This is a genomic window from Amycolatopsis sp. NBC_01488 (assembly GCF_036227105.1).
In the GTDB taxonomy this organism is placed as follows: Bacteria; Actinomycetota; Actinomycetes; order Mycobacteriales; family Pseudonocardiaceae; genus Amycolatopsis.
In genome coordinates this window covers 6,999,656-7,016,826 of the sequence record NZ_CP109434.1, presented here as the reverse complement: position 1 = coordinate 7,016,826, position 17,171 = coordinate 6,999,656, and the positions used below count along the sequence as shown (strand labels likewise).

16 protein-coding genes are annotated in these 17,171 nt (G+C 71.3%); 8 read left to right on the top strand and 8 right to left on the bottom strand.

Features of this window, described 5'->3' with window-relative positions; all coding sequences use genetic code 11:
* The first annotated feature begins 227 nt into the window (after positions 1-227).
* Positions 228-1,007 carry an Asp23/Gls24 family envelope stress response protein gene (locus tag OG738_RS33335; RefSeq protein WP_329047050.1) on the top strand — a complete coding sequence of 260 codons (780 nt, stop codon included), beginning with the start codon at positions 228-230 and terminating at the stop codon, positions 1,005-1,007.
* A gap of 45 nt (positions 1,008-1,052) precedes the next feature.
* Here the strand turns inward: OG738_RS33335 and OG738_RS33330 are convergent, their stop codons facing one another.
* From OG738_RS33330 to OG738_RS33310, 5 genes are all read right to left on the bottom strand, one after another.
* Positions 1,053-1,616, bottom strand: a complete 564-nt coding sequence (locus OG738_RS33330; RefSeq protein ID WP_329047048.1) for a dihydrofolate reductase family protein — start codon at positions 1,614-1,616, stop codon at positions 1,053-1,055.
* Between the two features lie 167 nt (positions 1,617-1,783).
* Positions 1,784-4,876, bottom strand: coding sequence for a helicase HerA domain-containing protein (locus tag OG738_RS33325; protein WP_329047046.1), 3,093 nt, complete (start codon positions 4,874-4,876; stop codon positions 1,784-1,786).
* On the bottom strand, positions 4,876-5,493 hold the full coding sequence (locus tag OG738_RS33320; protein ID WP_329047044.1) for a hypothetical protein: 618 nt from the start codon (positions 5,491-5,493) through the stop codon (positions 4,876-4,878). Before OG738_RS33320 ends, OG738_RS33325 begins: the two co-directional genes overlap by 1 nt.
* Positions 5,490-7,127 carry a CATRA system-associated protein gene (locus OG738_RS33315; RefSeq protein WP_329047042.1) on the bottom strand — a complete coding sequence of 546 codons (1,638 nt, stop codon included), beginning with the start codon at positions 7,125-7,127 and terminating at the stop codon, positions 5,490-5,492. The genes OG738_RS33320 and OG738_RS33315 overlap by 4 nt, the downstream gene beginning before the upstream one ends.
* Positions 7,128-7,130: 3 nt before the next feature.
* Entirely contained in the window at positions 7,131-7,703 is a 573-nt protein-coding gene (locus tag OG738_RS33310; RefSeq protein WP_329047040.1) for a TIR domain-containing protein, read from the bottom strand.
* A 235-nt stretch (positions 7,704-7,938) separates the two neighbouring features.
* On the opposite strand from OG738_RS33310, the gene OG738_RS33305 reads away from it, so the two are divergent.
* Positions 7,939-8,910 carry an SEFIR domain-containing protein gene (locus OG738_RS33305; RefSeq protein ID WP_329047038.1) on the top strand — a complete coding sequence of 324 codons (972 nt, stop codon included), beginning with the start codon at positions 7,939-7,941 and terminating at the stop codon, positions 8,908-8,910.
* On the opposite strand, the gene OG738_RS33300 is transcribed toward OG738_RS33305, so the two are convergent.
* Together OG738_RS33300 and OG738_RS33295 are read right to left on the bottom strand one after the other, a co-directional pair.
* A complete protein-coding gene (locus tag OG738_RS33300; RefSeq protein ID WP_329047036.1) occupies positions 8,907-9,950 on the bottom strand; it encodes a zinc-binding dehydrogenase in 1,044 nt (347 codons plus the stop codon). The two genes, OG738_RS33305 and OG738_RS33300, sit on opposite strands and share 4 nt — an antisense overlap.
* A gap of 54 nt (positions 9,951-10,004) precedes the next feature.
* The gene (locus OG738_RS33295; protein ID WP_329047034.1) at positions 10,005-11,600 is read right to left on the bottom strand and encodes a putative PEP-binding protein; all 1,596 of its coding nucleotides are present in this window, start codon (positions 11,598-11,600) and stop codon (positions 10,005-10,007) included.
* A gap of 102 nt (positions 11,601-11,702) precedes the next feature.
* Between OG738_RS33295 and OG738_RS33290 the strand changes: the two genes are divergently transcribed.
* From OG738_RS33290 to OG738_RS33270, 5 genes are read left to right on the top strand one after another with little or no spacing between them, the layout of a single operon-like run.
* Entirely contained in the window at positions 11,703-12,464 is a 762-nt protein-coding gene (locus OG738_RS33290; protein ID WP_329047032.1) for a DeoR/GlpR family DNA-binding transcription regulator, read from the top strand.
* Positions 12,461-13,405: a 1-phosphofructokinase gene (gene pfkB / locus OG738_RS33285; protein ID WP_329047030.1), complete on the top strand. Its 945-nt coding sequence runs from the start codon at positions 12,461-12,463 to the stop codon at positions 13,403-13,405. Before OG738_RS33290 ends, pfkB begins: the two co-directional genes overlap by 4 nt.
* Positions 13,402-13,854 carry a PTS sugar transporter subunit IIA gene (locus OG738_RS33280; RefSeq protein ID WP_329047028.1) on the top strand — a complete coding sequence of 151 codons (453 nt, stop codon included), beginning with the start codon at positions 13,402-13,404 and terminating at the stop codon, positions 13,852-13,854. Before pfkB ends, OG738_RS33280 begins: the two co-directional genes overlap by 4 nt.
* A gap of 2 nt (positions 13,855-13,856) precedes the next feature.
* Positions 13,857-15,308: a PTS fructose transporter subunit IIC gene (locus tag OG738_RS33275; protein WP_329047026.1), complete on the top strand. Its 1,452-nt coding sequence runs from the start codon at positions 13,857-13,859 to the stop codon at positions 15,306-15,308.
* An 11-nt stretch (positions 15,309-15,319) separates the two neighbouring features.
* Positions 15,320-15,598, top strand: coding sequence for an HPr family phosphocarrier protein (locus tag OG738_RS33270; RefSeq protein ID WP_329047024.1), 279 nt, complete (start codon positions 15,320-15,322; stop codon positions 15,596-15,598).
* Between the two features lie 52 nt (positions 15,599-15,650).
* On the opposite strand, the gene OG738_RS33265 is transcribed toward OG738_RS33270, so the two are convergent.
* Complete coding sequence (locus OG738_RS33265; RefSeq protein ID WP_329047022.1) at positions 15,651-16,214, bottom strand: TetR/AcrR family transcriptional regulator; 564 nt, start codon at positions 16,212-16,214, stop codon at positions 15,651-15,653.
* 80 nt (positions 16,215-16,294) lie between these two features.
* On the opposite strand from OG738_RS33265, the gene OG738_RS33260 reads away from it, so the two are divergent.
* Positions 16,295-17,170: an NAD(P)H-binding protein gene (locus OG738_RS33260; protein WP_329047020.1), complete on the top strand. Its 876-nt coding sequence runs from the start codon at positions 16,295-16,297 to the stop codon at positions 17,168-17,170.
* Position 17,171 lies beyond the last annotated feature (1 nt).

Genomic DNA, 17,171 nt, shown 5'->3' with positions numbered 1-17,171 from the left:
CCCGGACGCGGTTTCCGAATGGCGATCACTGATCGCTCACCCCGGCCTGACGGACCGTGAGCACAGGTCCAGTCAACCCGGAGAGCGTTGTCTTGCGCCGGATATCCGTTGGGACACAACCGAGTCTCGAACCCGGGGGCCGTGCCGGGGATCATGGGCGGTACCCCTATCCTGTCGCCGTCTCTGCTCGTCCCCATCCGCAGTCGTCGCTCCCGAAAAGGGGAAACATGTCCGACGTCATCAACAGCATCTTCGGTCGCGCCCAGAACGAAAGGCCCAGTTCAGAAGGCTACGGCTACGGCACCGCGCCCACCGGGACCGTCGAGGCCGCCACCCCCGAGGCCGAGACGGCCGAGGACACCACCGAGGTCGAGGACGCCGTCGACGAGACCGCCGACGTGAACGAAGCCGACGAGGACTCGAGCGACGACGCCGAAGACTCCGACGACACGACTGGCACCGACGAGGCCGAGGACGTCGAGGACGCCGCCGTCGACGCCGTGGAGTCCGACGACGAGGAGTCCGACGCAGCCGTCGCGGACGAGGCAGTCGCCGATGAGGAGGACGACGAGACGGTCGCGGACGAGGCAGTCGCCGACGGCGAGGACGACGAGTCCGAGGCGGACGCCGACGATGCCGTCGGGGAGGAGACCGAGGCCGCCGAGGCCGGGGAGCCGGAAGAGACAGAAGAGGCCGCAACCCGTTCCGCCGCGGGCGTTCGCGGCACCACCACGGTGGCCGACGGCGTCGTCGCCAAGATCGTCACCCGGGTCGCCGCGAAGGCCGAAGGCGTGTACGAGCTGGACGAGGCGGGCACGTCCGTCGAAGTCCTCGGCGACGACGCGACCATCACCGTCGCGCTGGTGATCGAGTTCGGCCACGCGGTCAAGGCGCTCGCCGAGCAGATCCGCGTCCAGGTGATCGAAGCCGTCGAGCAGTACCTGGGGCTGGAGGTCGCGACCGTGGACGTCCACGTCGCCGACATCCACTTCCCGGACGCCGACTGACGTTCCGCTCGGTCCCGGGTGCGCGGCGCCCGGGACCGGGCGCCGTCACCGGCGCACGGCGTACCGCAGGTGCAGCACGCCGCGATCCTCCAGCCGCCGCACCGGTTCGAGCTCGATCTGCGCCCCTTCGCCGAACAGCCGGCGCCCGGCGCCGAGCAGGACCGGGACGACCTGCAGGTCCAGTTCGTCCAGCAGGCCCGCCTTCAGCAGCGCCTGCGCGGCGCCCGCGCCGTGGACCATGACCCCGCGGTCGCCCGCCGCCTCGCGAGCTTCTTCCGCGCACGCCACCACGTCCGTGTAGAACCGCGCGCTCCCGGGCGGCACGTCGTCCGGGTCGACGTGGTGGGTCAGCACGTGGATCGGGACGCCGTCGTGGTGGTCCCCGCCCCAGCGGCCGGCCAGTTCGAACGTCCGCCTGCCGGAGATCAGCGCGCCCGTCGCCGTCGCCTCGGCGACCACCTGCGCGCTCGGCCCGTCGCCGTGGCCGTCGGCCAGCCAGTCGAACAACCGGAAGCCGCCGCGGCCCATCTCCTGGCCCGGCCGGTCGTCCGGCCCGGCCACGAAGCCGTCGAGTGAGATCGTCATGTACAGCCTGATCGGTCCGGTCATCGCTGAACCGCCTCCTTCGGGTCGTCGTCACCCAGGCGTCGAACGGGACGCGCCCGAATCGACCGCGGAGCCGAGATGATTTTCCCCGCCGGGGTGCAGCCTCATCATCGACCTTCCGGGCCTGGTCCGCGCGGCTCGCCGGCACGGGCGATGATCGCCGACGTCCGCTACACCTCCTCGCCGCGTGCCCGGCTGATCACCTCCTCCAGCCGCAGCGGACTCGCCGGGTGGTGGGTCAGGCACAGCGGCGTCGCCACCTGGCGGAAGCCGAACGCCTCCCCCGCCACGTAGAACTGGGCCCGCTCCAACCGCGAGATGTCCGCGACCGGACTCCCCTTCGCCCGCGCCAGCTCGTTGGCCGCCGCGATCTGGGCCGGGCTGTTCAGGCGGCCGAAGAACTGCGTCATCGCGTTGCCGACCACCTGGTTGTGCAGTCCTTTGGGCGCCTGGGTCGCGAACAGCAGGCCCAGGCCGTATTTGCGGGCCTGCGACGCGAGGACGATCGTGCTGCGCGTACTCGCCGTCAGGCTGCCCGACGACGCCATCGTCTGTGCCTCGTCCATCACGAACAACGCGCCCAGCGGCCGGTCGCCCGCCGGGTTGCGCTTGATCCACGCGAACAGCTCCATCTGCAGCTGGTTGACGAAGTTCTGCCGCTGCTCCTCCGCCTGCAGGCCCACGAAGCTGATCACCGAGACCCGCGCCCGCTTGCCGGACGCCGGGGTCAGCAGCGCGCCCGGGTCGACCGGTTCGCCGCCGCCCGCGAACAGCGGGTCGTTGACCATCGCCGCCTTCAGGATCTCGGCGAGGCCGGCCGCAATGCGCGGGGCGTCGTTGAGGTTGCTGACGTCCCCGGGCAGGTCGGTCAGCAGCTCGATCAGCTCGGGCAGGCTGCGCGACCCGGTCCGCGCGTGCCGGACGACCGCCTGGCGCAGCACCGCCAGGCCGATGTTGGTCTTCGCCGTCGTCCCGGTGAGCCGGGCCTGCGGCGCGAGCGTCGCCACCGCCACCTCGACGGCCGCCCCGAACTCGTCGGAGTCGTCGAGGACGCCGGCGAAGTCCGGCAGCGGCTGGAAGGCCAGCGGCCGCCCGGTCGCCCGTCCCGGCGTCCAGACGACGACGTCGGTCTCGGCCAGGTACCGCTTGGCGAGCTGGGCGTCGTCGGGCCCCCAGCCATCGGGCGGCGTGGGCCAGGCGTCGCCGAGCCGCGCGAGGTCGTTGTTCGGGTCCAGGACGATCGCGGAGACCCCCAGCAGAGCGCACTCCTCCACGATCCGCCTGAGCAGCACGGTCTTCCCCGAACCGGACCCCGCGAAGACGGCGGCGTGCTTGCGCAGCGCGGAAAGCTCAACGCGCACCGGCTCCCCCGAGCCGACGACGGAGCCGAGCGTGATCTCGCCTTCAGCGGGCGGCGCCATCTCCGCCGGCGGCGGGTGCGTCCCTTCGGCGGGCTGCCCCGACGGCTTCTCCGGCAGCACGGCGGACAGCAGGTCCGACCGGCTCGCGGGCCGCCGGTCGATCAGCCACTCGTGCAGCTCACGGCCGCCGGTGCCGAGCATCCTCTCCAACGCCCAGAAGGTCCGCACATCGGTTGTGGTGGGCGGGATCGTCTTGCCGCCGGCGTCGGTGAACTTCTCGACCTCTTCGCGCGTCTTGGCCCCGCGTCCCCAGACGTCCCGAAGGATGACGAGATGCCGGTTGTCCACTCCTTGCCGCTGCCCGGCCGCAGACCTGGCCTTGCGGAACCGGCTCAGCGCGGCACGGGGATCCCGGGCCGCGATCGCCCGGAAGACCCAGTGCTCCTGGAGGTCTGCGGTCTCGTCGAGCGTCCGGCTCAGCCATGCGTGCACCTCGCTTCGCTCGTTCTGGCGTTCGCACGACCATTCCATGTCGTCGTCGCCGACCTCGGTGACCCAGCAGCGCAGAGCGGCCGACAGGAGATCCGGCATCACCTTGTCCACGGTCTTCTCGGCGAGCAGCTTCTCCGGATCGGCTTCCGCCTTCAGCTTCCCGAACTCGGCGTCGAGTTCGGCGAACCGGTCGTCCGCCACCACGGTCCGCACGGGCGTGACCGGCACCGAGACCTTTTCGTCGAAGGAAGTGAGCTCGCTGACCTGTCCGGTGCGCAGGCACACGTCGATGTGCGCGCCGATGATTTTGAGCATCTGTCGCGGGGTCCACTGTTCCCACGGCTCGTCGAACGCCGCGGGAGCGACGGGCCAGGTCGGATGCGGCGGGGTGAAGCCCATGTTCTGGTAGGCGACACCGAGTCGCTTCGCGACCAGCGCCCGGCCGAGCTCCGCGTCGAGGATCCGCCCGAGAGTCACCGACTCGCGGAACCGGTCGGGAACGGTGCCTGCTGCCTTCGACTTGATCTGGTCCCAGGTGCTGGGCAGGCAGGCCAGCACGGTGAGGGTCTTGCGGGTGACTTCCCGCAGCCCCATGAGCCCATCGGCGATCTCTGCGACGAGCAGGTCTTCCTCGGTGCTGTCGCCGATCTCCTGGGTCCGCTTCATCGACCGCGCGACGAGGGTGTCGAGCTGGTCCACGGCGATCACGACCGGACCCGTAAGAGCGAGCAGCTGGGTGATTTCCTCCACGAGCACGCGCGCCCGTTTCGGCCGGGAATAGATGTTCCACCGCTGAGCCTCAGGGGTGAGGTCTTCGTCCCCGTCGAGATAGTCTTCGCCGATGTACTTGGCGCCCCGGTCCCGGCTCGCGATGAGTACCAGAGCTCGCGCCGTATCCTCGCATTGGCCACCGACCACCGTGTCCAGGCGGTGTACGCCATCGACGAATGCCTCGACGTGGTCGACGGTCAGCCCGCGTCCACGACGGATCGCGTCGGTGACTTCGGCGCTGACTTGAGCCCGCAGGCACACGCGCAGGAGGAAGCTCTTGAGCTGTGACTGTCTCGAATCGTCCAGCCGAAGGAAGCCACGGCGCAGTGCCTCGGCCGTGTTGTCCCAGAACGCCTCGGCCGCGGTGACGTCGTCGAGGAAGAAGTACCCCCGCGCCCGGTGCACGTGCCGCCGGACCAGACCGAGGAGGTGGGTTTTGCCGACGCCCTTCAGCCCGCGGAGCACGAGCCCGATCGGGCTCGGTCCCTCGCTGGCCGAGGCGTCGCGGATGCCCGTGTCGAGTGCGGCGAGGGCGTCGGCGTGCAGCCCGTCGACATGATAGGGCGAGTCCCGCCAAACGTGGTCCGGCGTGTCCGCCCAGTCGAATCGCAGCGTCGCCAGTGCGGTCAGCTCGTCCATCACGATGCCTCGATCGAGAGCAGATGGTTGTCTTCGCCGCCGATGCGGATCGCCGCCTCGTGATCGGCGTCGGTGAGAGCCTTGCGGTTCTCTTCGGGCACCAGGTGCACCTTGCCGGCGCGGCTCAGCTCCTTCAGCGCAGCGTCGACCTCTTCGGTGGTCGCGCCGAGCTTCGGCCGCAGGTCCACCAGCCCGACCCAACCACGGGGTTCCGTCACCAGCTCCCGGTAGGCGATGCGGATGCGGTCCTCGATGGTGCCACCCGGACAGGGGAAGATGTCCGCGAACCGGAGATCGCGGCGCTCGAGGCTTTCGCCGATACCGCCGGCGAAGACGTAGAGTGCGGAGCAGAGGGAGCTTTGCGCACGAGGCGGCGGCGGGGTCTGCTCTTCGAGCTCTTTCAGGCACCAGACCCAGCCACTCGCGGTGAGCTCGTGCACGAAGGGGCGACCGACCTTTTCGCTGGTGATGTATCCGATGTCCTTGAGGTGCCGGCGTTCTTTGCCGGTGAGCGTGAAACCCGCCAGCGTCTCCAGCTCGGGGTTGGGTATCGCCCGGCCCAGCGCCAGCAGCGTCAGCATTGCCGCGGTTTCCTTGTGTGGCAGGCGGTCGGTCATCCGTGATCCTTCCGGTGGTTCGGCTGCTGCGTCGTGGTCTGCACGCGGGCGTCGAGGGTCCGCAAGAGCCAGTCGATCGACTGGCGGGTCGGGATCGGGGCCGGGTGGTGGCCGTCGCCGTTCGGGGTGAGGGGTTTCGTCGCCACCGCGAGGTCCGCTGCCAGCTCTCTCGTGCGGGCGCCGTCGCCCGCGGCAGCGGCTGCCTGCAGGGCGGTGACCAGCTCGTCCACCAGGTCCCACCGGGACGGGCGTAGCCGGGACCCGCGCGCCCGGGTGAGCACCGCCGCGAGGTCGACGTCGTCGCCCGCGTCGACGAGGGAGGTGAAGCCCTTGAGCTGGCCGATGAGATCGCGGGCCACTTCCGCCGGACCGCGCGAACCGCCGAGGCGCAGGTAGCGGAGGTTGCCGACGTAGCCCGGCAGGGACGCCGCCTCGGTGCCCGCTGTCAGGATCGGGATCACGCGGCGGTCTTGGCCGAGGGTGCGGTGCAGGAACAGCTCGACCTCGGCGGACTGCCAGCGGCTCACCTTGCCGTCGACGAGCAGGCACAGGTGCCGAGCGTCGTCTTCGGCCCGCACGAGCAGGGAGCGATCGCCCGACAACGACTTCACCACGCGGACGTCGAGCTTCTCCAACTCGGCGACCAGCTTGTTCGCCGTGCCGACGGACGACCGCGGGATGCTGACCCGCAGGTCGTGCTTGAACTCCTGCCTGCTCGCCCGCACCGCCGCCACGTAGGCGTCGCGGTTCTCGGCCAGCAGGTCGGTGCGGTCCAGGCGGCAGGCGATCACCGCCGCGACCGTTTCGAGCGCGAACCCGATCTGGTCGGCGCTCGGTGTCTTCTCCGACAGCACCGGCAGCTGCTCGCCGAAACTCCAGTAGGACACGTACGGCAGGGTGAGGTGGCGCGACATCGTCTCCGCGGTCACCGACTGGTCGAGCCACGGGCGGTACAGCTCGGCCGTCTCGTCCACGACGATGCCTCTCCAGGTTTCAGAGCGGTCGTACTCCTCACGGTTGTCGAACCGCGACAGCACGGGCAGGACGGTCAGCCGCGAACGGTCGAACGGCAGGAGGTTGCGCGCGGTGTCGGCGCGCCTGGCCAGGTCCATCGCGCCGCGGATGCTCTGCCGGTTCGCCGTGAACAGGACGACGAGGTGGTCCGGCAGGTGCGCGGTGCAGATCCCGCCGATGTCGGAGATCCCGGTGCGGCTGTCGATGAGCACGAAGTCGTACTCGGCGGACCATTGCTCACGGCACCGCTCGAGGTACTCGCCGAACCCGTCGTCGTACAGGGCCGCCCAGTCGATCTCCTGCACCTGTCCGACGTAACCGGATTCCTCGGTACCCGCGGCGACGAAGTCGAGTTCGCCGACGTCCTTCAGCCGCATGACGTGGGCCTCCGGCGCGAACCGGCCACAGCGGAAGTCGTCGACGAGGTCCACCACACCCCCGGCGGGCTTCGCCGGCAGTCGCGGCCGGAAGTAGTCGCCGAGGCCGGGGGCTTCGAGATCCCAGTCCAGGCAGAGCACCCGGTGCCCCCAGCGAGCCAGCAGCACTGCGACGTTGGCCAGGGTGAAGCTCCGGCCGACTCCGCCCTTGTAGGAGTAGAAGGTGAAGACCGATCCCGGCATCCGTCAGAACCTCGGCATCCGCGCCCGCTTCGGCGGTTCGGGGGCCGGCGTCCGCACCGGCCAGTCGTCGCGCCACTCGGGCGCCCGTTCGATGAGGTCCTCCAGTTCCCCGGCGATCCGCTTGATCTCCTGGTTGAAGTCGAGGTAGGCGGGCGCGGTCTGGAAGTGCTCGAAGGGGTGGTTCCACTCCTGCAGGTCGCGCATGCGCCGCTCGTGCGCCCAGCCGGGAAAGTTCTTGGAGTCGCAGAAGATCACCGGGTAGATCAGCTGCCGCCGGGGCCCGGTGCCGAGCGCCTCCCGCTCCGCCATCGAATACCACTCGGCCAGGCACAGTTCGTCCCGGAAGTATTTCGGGGAGCAGACCGGAACCAGCACACGGGAGTGCTGCAGCACCGACCGCAGTTCCCCCGGCCAGCTCGACCCGGTGCGCATCCGGTCGTCGAAGAAAATCTTCGCGTCCTCGTAGCGGTTGTTGTCGAGCACTTCCGACAGACGTGGATGGAAATGGTGGCGAATCCATTCCGTTATGTCGCTCGCGGTGCGCCGGTAGCTGATGAACACGTCAAACTCGTACACGCGTGCCGACGCTCCTTCACCGCTCCCCACCAGGCGGATGTCATCCTAGATCCGCTTGACGTCAACGTAGAAGGTGGGAAACCTGACAGATACAGGACAATAACTGGCCACGCCCGAAGTTACGGCGCGAATGACACCTTGACAAATACAGAAGCCACGGCTACACACGCGTAGTGTTTCCGGAATACCGATCTCCCGGATCGGTGAATCACCGACCGATCCCGAGGAGCGACCGATGTCCGACCGCGAGGTACCCCGGGTGTTCGTCACCTACGCGCACGACACGCCCGAACACAAGGCTCAAGTGGAAAAGTTCGCGACGTTCCTGCGCGGCGTCATCGGCTTGGACGTGCACCTCGACTCGTGGTACGACAACGTCCGTCGTGACTGGTCCCTGTGGGCCACCCAGCACTTGAGCGAAGCGGACTTCATCCTGGTCATCGCTTCTGCCGAGTACAAACGCCGTGCTGACGGCACGGCGATGCCCCACGAGGGCCGGGGTTCCCAGTTCGAAGCCGCGATCATCCGCGACAACCTGACCCGGGACCTGCGCCGCGAAACTGAACGGGTCCTCCCCGTCGTCCTGCCCGGCCGCTCGATCGACGAGATCCCGGCGTTCCTCAATGCGCATTCGACGGCCAGGTACCACGTCGGCGAGTTCACCGAGGCCGGCGTCGCCGATCTCCTCGCCGCGATCACCGGACAGGGACAGTATCCGATGCCCCGCCGCGGGGTCTGGCTCGGCGGTGCACGGGAACCGCGGCCGGTGCTCGCCGCCGAGCTGCCGTGGACGTGCGCCAGCCAAGGGGTGCGCCGCGGCGCGGCGTCGATCGACGACGTGCGGTACGAACACAGCATCGTCCTGCGGCCCACCACGCCCACCGCCACCGGGCCGGGCTTCGTCGAACTGGACCTCGGCGGTCACTACCAGCGGTTCACCACCGTCGCCGGGGTGCTCGACGATGCCCGGGATCCCTTCCAAGTCGGCCACTTCCGCGTGCTGCTCGACGGTAAGCCCCGGTCCGAGCACGCCGTCGCGGTCGGGAAGCCGGCGACGATCGACCTCGACGTCACCGGCGCCCGCGTGCTGCGGCTCGAGATGTCACGCCCCGGGGTTTCCGCCTCGCCCGTAAGGTCCGCGGCCGTCGTCGTCAACCGGCGGGGGCGCCCGCCCGAGCTCGGGCTCGGGGATCCGACCGTCACCTAAGGCGTGATGACCACTTTCAGCGCCGAGTTCGCGGCCGCGTTGGCGAAGACGTCGTACGCCTCCTCCAGCTGCGCGAACGTGAACCGGTGGGTGCCCATGCGCTCGGCCGGGATGCGGCCGGACGCGACCATCTTCAGCAGGGTCGGGATCGAGACCGTGTCCACCAGGCCCATCGTCAGCGTCAGGTTCTGGATCCACATCTCCTGCATCGGCAGCTCGACCGGCACGCCGTGCACGCCGATGTTCGCGATGCGGCCGCCGGGGCGGACCAGCGACGCCGCCGTCCGCAGGGTCTCGGGGTAGCCGACCGCTTCGATCGCGACGTCCACGCCGAGGCCGTCGGTCAGGCCGAGGACGTCCGAGCGGGTGTCGGGGCCCGCTTCGAACGCGTCCGTCGCGCCGAACTCCAGGGCCTTCTCCAGGCGGAACTTGTTGGAGTCCACCGCGATCACCTTCGACGCGCCCCACAGGCCCGTGGTCAGGATCGCCGCGAGCCCGACCGCGCCGGCGCCGACCACCGCCACCGTGTCGCCGGGGCGGACGCGGCCGGCCAGGACGCCGACCTCGTACCCGGTCGGCAAGGAGTCGGCCAGGAAGATCGCCTGCTCGTTCGTGACGCCGTCCGGGACCGCGTGCAGCGACGTGTCCGCGAACGGTACGCGCACCAGTTCGGCCTGGGTGCCGTCGATGAGGTGGCCGAAGATCCAGCCGATCCCGCCGACCGTCTGGCAGTGCGACGGCATCCCGCGCCCGCAGTACTCGCACCGCCCGCACTGGGTGATGGCCGGGACGAGCACCCGTTCCCCCGCCGCGAACGCCCGGACCGCGTCCCCGACCGCGGTCACCGTGCCGACCGCTTCGTGGCCGAGGATCCGGCCGTCGGTGACCGCGGCGACATCGCCCTGCAGGATGTGCAGGTCGGTGCCGCAGATCGTGGTGGTGTCGACGCGCACGACCACGTCGGTCGGCTCCTGGACGGCGGCGTCCGGGACGTCTTCCCAAGCCTTCGCACCCGGACCGTGGTAAACCAGCGCCTTCATCGTCGCCTCCATCGGCCGCCCGGCTCCCGTAATCGAGCACGGCCGTCCTCGACGCTAGGACCGCCGCCGACGCCCGGCAGTCGCAATTTGAGACCGCGAGCAGGCTTCGGCGAAGTCGACCGCGCGCAACGCCGCGCCCACGCCCGCCAGCGCCACCGCGTTCATCGACAACGACGTGACGCCCAGCCCCACCAGCACCGGCGCCAACGCCGGATCCGCCGCCGCTTCACCGCACACCCCCACCGGCTTCCCCGCCGCCGCACCGGCTTCCGCGACCAGGCCCACCAGCCGCAGCAACGCCGGCTGGTGCGGGTCGTTCAACGCGGCCACCGCGCCGAGCTGGCGGTCCGCCGCGAAGACGTACTGCGCCAGGTCGTTCGTGCCCAGCGACACGAAGTCGACCTCGGCGAGGATCTCCGCCGCGCACAGCGCCGCCGCCGGGATCTCGATCATCACGCCCACGCGGGCGATCCCCGCCGCACGTGCCCGCGAGGCGAACCACGCCGCCTCCGCCGCCGTCGCGACCATCGGGGCCATCACCGACAGCTCGACGCCCGTGTCGGCCGCCGCCGCGGTGATCGCCGCCAGCTGGCGGTCCAGCAGGTCCGGCCGGTCGACCGCGATCCGCAGCCCGCGGACGCCCAGCGCGGGGTTCGGTTCCGCGCCCACCGGGAGGAACGCGAGCGGCTTGTCCGAACCGGCGTCCAGCGTCCGGACGACGACCGGCTTCCCGGCGAACGGCGCCAGCACCGCCGCGTAGGCCGCTCGCTGCGCGGACTCGGTCGGCTCCGAAGTCGCTGACAGGTAACAGAACTCCGTCCGGAACAGCCCGGCTCCCTCGGCCCCGGCCGACGCAGCAGCGGCCGCGTCCGAGGCCGAGCCGACGTTCGCGAGCAGCTTCACGCGGTGGCCGTCGGCGAGCCTGCCGACGCCGTCCCACACCGGTTGGGACGTCCGCGCGGGCGCCACGACGCGGCCGTCGGCCGGCGAGACCGTGCCCGCGGAACCGTCGACCACGAGCCCGGGTCCGGACAGATCGAGGACTCCGGCGCACGCGACGACGGCGGGAATCCCCAGTGCCCTGGCCAAGATCGCGGTGTGGCTCGTCGGGCCGCCCTCCTCGGTCACCAGCGCGAGCACGAGGTCCGGGTCGAGCCCGGCGGTGTCGGCGGGCGCGAGGTCGCGCGCCACCAGCACGCTCGGCGCCGTCAGGTCCGGAACACCGGGCGGCGCCAGTCCCAGCAACGCCGCGACTATCCGGTCGCGGACGTCGGCGACGTCCGCGACGCGCTCGGCCAGGTAGCCGCCCGCCGCTCGCAACGCCGTCATGAATTCACCCGCCGCGTCCCACACCGCGCGCGGCGCGGACAGGGAACGTTCGAGCACGAGCTTCTCCGCGGACGCGAGCAAGGCCGGGTCTGCTGCCATCGCCGCCGTCGTCTCCAGGACCGATCGGGCATCTCCGGACACGGAACGGGCACGATCGGACAGCGCCGCGGCGACCGATTCCGCGGCCGGCCCGATCTTGCCCGCTTCCGCGGACAGCTCACCCGAGACCGGCGTGGAATCCGGTTCCCGCAGGTCAGCGACCACGACGACGTGCGGACCGGCGACCCGGCCGGGACTGACTCCGACTCCGGACAACTGCATGGCGGACCTCCGGGAGCAAAGGATCTCGTAACTGGGGATTGACAGTACGGTAACAACGGGCACAATCAAACTGCAACGGGCAAACATCGGAGAGGAACGGGCATGTACGCCGCCGAACGGCATCAGCTCCTGGCACAGCGCGCACGACGCGACGGCCGGGTCGACGTCAACGACGTCGCGACCGAACTCGGTGTCGCCCCCGAGACCATCCGCCGCGACCTCGGCGTCCTCGAGCGCCAGGGCGTCGTCCGCCGCGTCTACGGCGGCGCCGTCGCGGTCGAGCGGCTCGACTTCGAACCCGAAGTCGCGCAACGGGACCAGACCAACGCCGCCGAGAAGGACGCGATCGCCCGGGCCGCGCTCGACCTGCTGCCCGACCGCGGCTCGATCCTGCTCGACGCGGGCACCACGACGAGCAGGCTCGCGACGCTCCTGCCCGCCGACCGCGAGCTGACGGTGATCACCAACTCGATCCCGGTCGCCTCGATCCTGGCCACCCGCCCGGGCGTCACGCTGCACATCCTCGGCGGCCGCGTGCGCGGGACGACGCTCGCCGCCGTCGAAGCCTGGACGCTGCACGCCCTCGACGGCCTGCTCGTCGACGTCGCTTTCCTCGGCGCCAACGGCTTTTCCGCCGAGCACGGCTGCACGACGCCGGACATGGCCGAGTCCGCGGTGAAGGCCGCCGTGGTCGCCGCCGCCCGCAGGCGGGTGCTGCTGGCCGACCACAGCAAGTACGGCACCGACCAGCTCAGCCGGTTCGCGCGGCTGGCCGAGATCGACGTCCTGGTCACCGACAGCGGCCTCGACGCCGGCGCCGTGGCCGAACTCGAAGAGGCGGGCCCGGAGGTGGTGCTGGCGTGATCGTCACCGTGACCCCGAATCCGAGCCTCGACCGGACCGCCCGGCTGGCCGAGCTGCGCCGCGGCGAAGTCAACCGGGCCGAAGCCGTGCGGCTCGACCCCGGCGGCAAGGGCGTCAACGTCGCCCGTGCGCTGGCCGCCGCCGGCACCCCGACCGTCGCGCTCCTGCCCGCCGGCGGCCTGGTCGGCGAGCGACTGGCCGACCTGCTCGCACCCGAAGGCGTCCCGGTCGTCGCCGTGCCGATCGCCGGGACGACCCGCAGCAACATCACGCTCGTCGAAGCCGACGGGACCACGACGAAGATCAACGAGCCCGGCCCGGAGATCTCCCCCGCCGAGCTCGCGACGCTCGAACGCCGCGCCGTCGAGCTGGCCGCACGCGCGGAATGGCTGGTGTGCTGCGGAAGCCTCCCCGCCGGCGTACCCGGCGATTTCTACGCGCGGCTCACGAAACTGGCCCACGACGCCGGGGCGAAGGTCGCCGTCGACTCCTCCGGCGCGCCGCTCGCCGCCGCGGCAGCGGGCGGGCCCGACCTGCTCAAGCCGAACCTCGACGAGCTGATCGAGCTGGCCGGGCGACCGCTGCCGCTGCTCGGCGACGTCGTCGCGTTCTGCCGGGAACTCCTCGACGGTGGCGTCGGCCGCGTGCTGGTCAGCCTCGGCGCGCGCGGCGCCGTGCTCGTCGAAGAGACCGAAACCTGCCACGCGCTCGGCCCGCTGGTCGCCGTGCGCAGCACCGTCGGCGCCGGAGACGCCGCACTCGCCGGGTTCCTCCACGCGGGAGGGACCGGCCCCCGAGCCCTGCGGACCGCGGTCGCCTACGGCACCGCCGCGGTCACGCAGGAGGGCAGCCGCATGCCCACCCCGCACGACGTGCACCCGGACCAGGTGCGCGTGCTCGACGCCGACCCCACCCTCACCCTCAGCGGAGCCGCCGCATGACCACCCCAGACCTGATCACCGCCGACCTGGTCGACCTCGGCCTCGACGCCGCCGACAAGCAAGGCGCCACCCGCGCGCTCGCGCAGCGGCTCGTCGATGCCGGCCGGGTGACCGACCTCGACCTGTTCCTCAAGGACGTCGCCGCCCGCGAAGAGCAGATGGCCACCGGGCTCGAAGGCGGCATCGGCATCCCGCACTGCCGCTCGGCCGCGGTGACCGCGCCGACGCTGGCGTTCGGCCGCAGCGCCGCGGGCGTCGACTTCGGCGCCCCGGACGGCCCGGCGAAGCTGATCTTCCTCATCGCCGCACCGGAAGGCGGCGGCAGCGAGCACCTCAAGGTCCTGGCCGCCCTCGCCCGCCGGCTCGTCCGCGCGGAGTTCAAGCAGCACCTCCTCGACGCGACCGACGCGGCAGCCGTCGCCGAGTACATCCGCCAGGAGGTGTCCTGACCATGAAGTTCGTCGCCATCACCGCGTGTCCCACCGGGATCGCGCACACGTACATGGCCGCCGAGTCGCTGGAGCAGACCGCGCAGGCCAACGGCGACACGATCGTCGTCGAGACGCAGGGATCGGCCGGGTCCGAGCCACTGTCCACAGAGGACATCGCGAGCGCGGACGCCGTCATCTTCGCCGCGGACCTGGCCGTGCAGGGCCGGGAGCGCTTCGCCGGCAAGCCGATCGTCGAAGCGCCGGTCAAGGCCGCGATCAACGACGCCGCCGGGCTGTTCGAACGCGCGAAGGCCGCGGCACGGGAACCGGTGCCCACCGGTCCGGCCGCTCCGGAACTGACGAGCAAGGTCGGTACGAACGACAAGACCGGCACCCGGATCCGCCAGTGGCTGATGACCGGCGTCAGCTACCTCATCCCGTTCGTCGCCGCGGGTGGGTTGCTGATCGCGTTGAGCTTCGCCTTGGGCGGCTACCAGATCGTCGACGCGCCGAAGGTCACCGAGCACTTCGACGCGGGTTCGGTCGCCGGCTGGGCCGCGCTGATGTTCCAGATCGGCAGCGCCGCCTTCGACTTCCTGGTGCCGGTGCTGGCCGGGTTCATCGCCTTCGCGATGGCCGACCGCCCGGCGATCGCGCCCGGGTTCGTCGGCGGCGCGATCGCCGTCACCGTCCACGCCGGGTTCCTCGGCGGCCTCGTCGCGGGTCTCCTGGCCGGCGGCGTCGTGCTGGCGCTCAAGAAGATCCAGGTCCCGAAGGCGATGCGCGGGATCATGCCGGTGGTCGTCTACCCGCTGCTCGGGTCCATCGTGGTCGGTGTGCTGATGTACGTCGTGGTCGGCAAGCCGATCGCGGCCGCGACGTCGGGTCTCACGCACTGGCTCAACAGCCTCAGCGGCGTCAGCGCGCTGCTGCTGGGCGCACTGCTCGGCCTGATGATGGCGTTCGACATGGGCGGGCCGGTCAACAAGGCGGCGTACGCGTTCGCGGTCGGCGGCCTGACCACCGGCGCGACGGCGTCGCTGCAGATCATGGCCGCGGTGATGGCGGCCGGGATGGTGCCGCCGCTGGCGCTGGCGCTCGCGTCCACCGTGCGGAAGAAGCTGTTCACCGAAGCCGAACGCGAAAACGGCCGCGCGGCGTGGCTGCTCGGCGCGTCGTTCATCACCGAGGGCGCGATCCCGTTCGCGGCGGCGGACCCGTTCCGGGTGATCCCGTCGATCATGCTCGGCTCGGCGGTCACGGGCGCCCTGTCGATGGCGTTCGGCGTGACGCTGCGCGCCCCGCACGGCGGGATCTTCGTGCTCCCGCTGATCGGCAGCCCGCTGCTGTTCCTGCTGGCACTGGTGGTGGGCACCGCCGTCGCCGCCGGGTCGGTGATCCTGTTGAAGCAGGTGCGCTTCCGCGCGACCGAACGCTCCGCGGCCGTTTCCGGCCGGCCCGTCAACGCCTGAAGGAGTCCACTGTGTACCAACGCCGCACGCAAGTCGCCAGCGCGGTCGGGCTCCACGCCCGCCCGGCCGGCCTGGTCGCCCGTACGGCGGCCGGTCAGCCCGCGAAGGTCCGGATCGCCAAGATCACGTCCGGGGTCGCCGGTGATCCGGTGGACGCGGCCAGCGTCCTGGGTCTCATGACCTTGGGCGCGGCCCACGGGGACGAGGTGGAGCTGACCGCCGACGGCGACGCGGCCCGGGAGTCCGTCGACGCGCTGGCCGAGCTGATCGCCCAGGACCTCGACGCCTGATCGGCAGAAGCGACGAGGGCGCGGCATCGGGTGCCGCGCCCTCGTCGCGTGCTCAGCGCCCGGTGGCGCGGATTCCCTCGAGCTGGAGGTCGACGAACCGGCGCCACTGGCCGGCGCCGGTCATGTTGGCCATCGCCCCCCGGGTGATGAGGATGAAGTCTCCGGGGCGGAAGTCCGCGCGGAGCCGGCCGGCCTCGATCGCGCGCCGCACGATGCGCTCGACGATCGCCGAGAACGCCGTCTTCTGGCTTTCGATGTCGCCCCAGTCCGGTTCCTCGGGACCCAGGAGCGCGAAGCGGAAAGCGGCGTCGGGTTCCGCGGCCTCCAGGTAGCCGTGGAGCAGCGACTCGAACGCCACCCACGGGTCTTCGGCCCCCTCGGCGGCTTGGGCGAGGACGGTCATCTCCTCGAACCGGCGGCCGATGATCGCCGCGCGCAGCGCCTTCTTGTCGGCGAAGTGCCGGTACAGGGTTCCGACACCCAGCCCGGCCCGGTCGGCGATCTCGTCCATCTGCACGGCATCGCCTCGCCGGGCGAACAGTTCGCCGGCGGCGTCGAGGATGGCATCGCGGTTGCGCCGGGCGTCGGCGCGCAGCGAGCGGGAAGAAGCGGTCATGGTCGGCCCAGCCTACTTGACGGCCCGAGGATGCGCGCTATATCCGGAACCGGAGTTCAGGTTCATCTTAGGAGGGTTCCATGATCGTCGTAACCACCCCGACCGGGCAGATCGGCAACCGGCTCGTCCGCGAGCTGCTCGCCCGCAACCGCAAGGTCCGAGTCATCGCCCGGGACGCCGGCCGCCTGGACGACGACGTCCGCGAGCGGATCGACGTCGTGACCGGCACCCACGACGATCCGGCCGCGCTCGACGCCGCACTGCCCGGGGCCGACGCGCTGTTCTGGCTCGTCCCGCCCAACGCCGCCGCGCCCAGCGCCGAAGGGCACTACGTCGGCTTCGCCCGGGCCGGCGCCGCGGCCGTCCGCCGTCACGGCGTCGGCCACGTCGTCAGCGTGAGCAGTGCCGGGCACGGCTGGGGCCGCCCGGCGGGCGTCCTCTCCGCGGCCTTCGCGATGGACGCCGAATTCGAGAAATCGGGCGCGGCCTACCGGGCGGTGTCCCCGCCCTTCTACATGGAGAACCTGCTCGGCCAGCTCGACGCGATCCGTGAGGCGGGCGTGTTCTCGCTGACCTGCGCCGGAGACCGGCCACTCGCCTCGATCGCGACCCGCGACGTCGCCGCCACCGCCGCCGGCCTGCTGAGCGACCTCGCCTGGACCGGGCAGGAGGACGTCCCGGTGTTCGGTCCCGACCGGCTCACCCCCGACGGCATGGCCGAGGTGATGAGCGAAGAGCTCGGGCGGCCAATCGGGTACCGCCGCGTCGCCTTGGCCGACTTCGCCTCGCTGCGCCGGGCCCGCGGAGCGAGCGACCGGATGGTCGAGGACGCGGTCGCGATGCTCGCCGCCCAGGACGAGGGCGTCTACGACGCGGATTGGGCGACCGCGGCGGTCGCGTCGACCAGCTTCCGGACGTGGTGCCGGGAAGTGCTCCGGCCCGCCGTGACCGCCTGAC

What these genes read in the sequence shown, in the direction of transcription:
- OG738_RS33260 (WP_329047020.1), top strand. Translation starts at nt 16,295, where the DNA reads ATGATCGTCGTAACCACCCCGACCGGGCAGATCGGCAACCGGCTCGTC.
- OG738_RS33290 (WP_329047032.1), top strand. Translation starts at nt 11,703, where the DNA reads ATGTACGCCGCCGAACGGCATCAGCTCCTGGCACAGCGCGCACGACGC.
- OG738_RS33325 (WP_329047046.1), bottom strand. Translation starts at nt 4,876, where the DNA reads ATGGACGAGCTGACCGCACTGGCGACGCTGCGATTCGACTGGGCGGAC.
- OG738_RS33330 (WP_329047048.1), bottom strand. Translation starts at nt 1,616, where the DNA reads ATGACCGGACCGATCAGGCTGTACATGACGATCTCACTCGACGGCTTC.
- OG738_RS33335 (WP_329047050.1), top strand. Translation starts at nt 228, where the DNA reads ATGTCCGACGTCATCAACAGCATCTTCGGTCGCGCCCAGAACGAAAGG.
- OG738_RS33295 (WP_329047034.1), bottom strand. Translation starts at nt 11,600, where the DNA reads ATGCAGTTGTCCGGAGTCGGAGTCAGTCCCGGCCGGGTCGCCGGTCCG.
- OG738_RS33265 (WP_329047022.1), bottom strand. Translation starts at nt 16,214, where the DNA reads ATGACCGCTTCTTCCCGCTCGCTGCGCGCCGACGCCCGGCGCAACCGC.
- OG738_RS33300 (WP_329047036.1), bottom strand. Translation starts at nt 9,950, where the DNA reads ATGAAGGCGCTGGTTTACCACGGTCCGGGTGCGAAGGCTTGGGAAGAC.
- OG738_RS33315 (WP_329047042.1), bottom strand. Translation starts at nt 7,127, where the DNA reads ATGCCGGGATCGGTCTTCACCTTCTACTCCTACAAGGGCGGAGTCGGC.
- OG738_RS33280 (WP_329047028.1), top strand. Translation starts at nt 13,402, where the DNA reads ATGACCACCCCAGACCTGATCACCGCCGACCTGGTCGACCTCGGCCTC.
- OG738_RS33320 (WP_329047044.1), bottom strand. Translation starts at nt 5,493, where the DNA reads ATGACCGACCGCCTGCCACACAAGGAAACCGCGGCAATGCTGACGCTG.
- OG738_RS33305 (WP_329047038.1), top strand. Translation starts at nt 7,939, where the DNA reads ATGTCCGACCGCGAGGTACCCCGGGTGTTCGTCACCTACGCGCACGAC.
- OG738_RS33275 (WP_329047026.1), top strand. Translation starts at nt 13,857, where the DNA reads ATGAAGTTCGTCGCCATCACCGCGTGTCCCACCGGGATCGCGCACACG.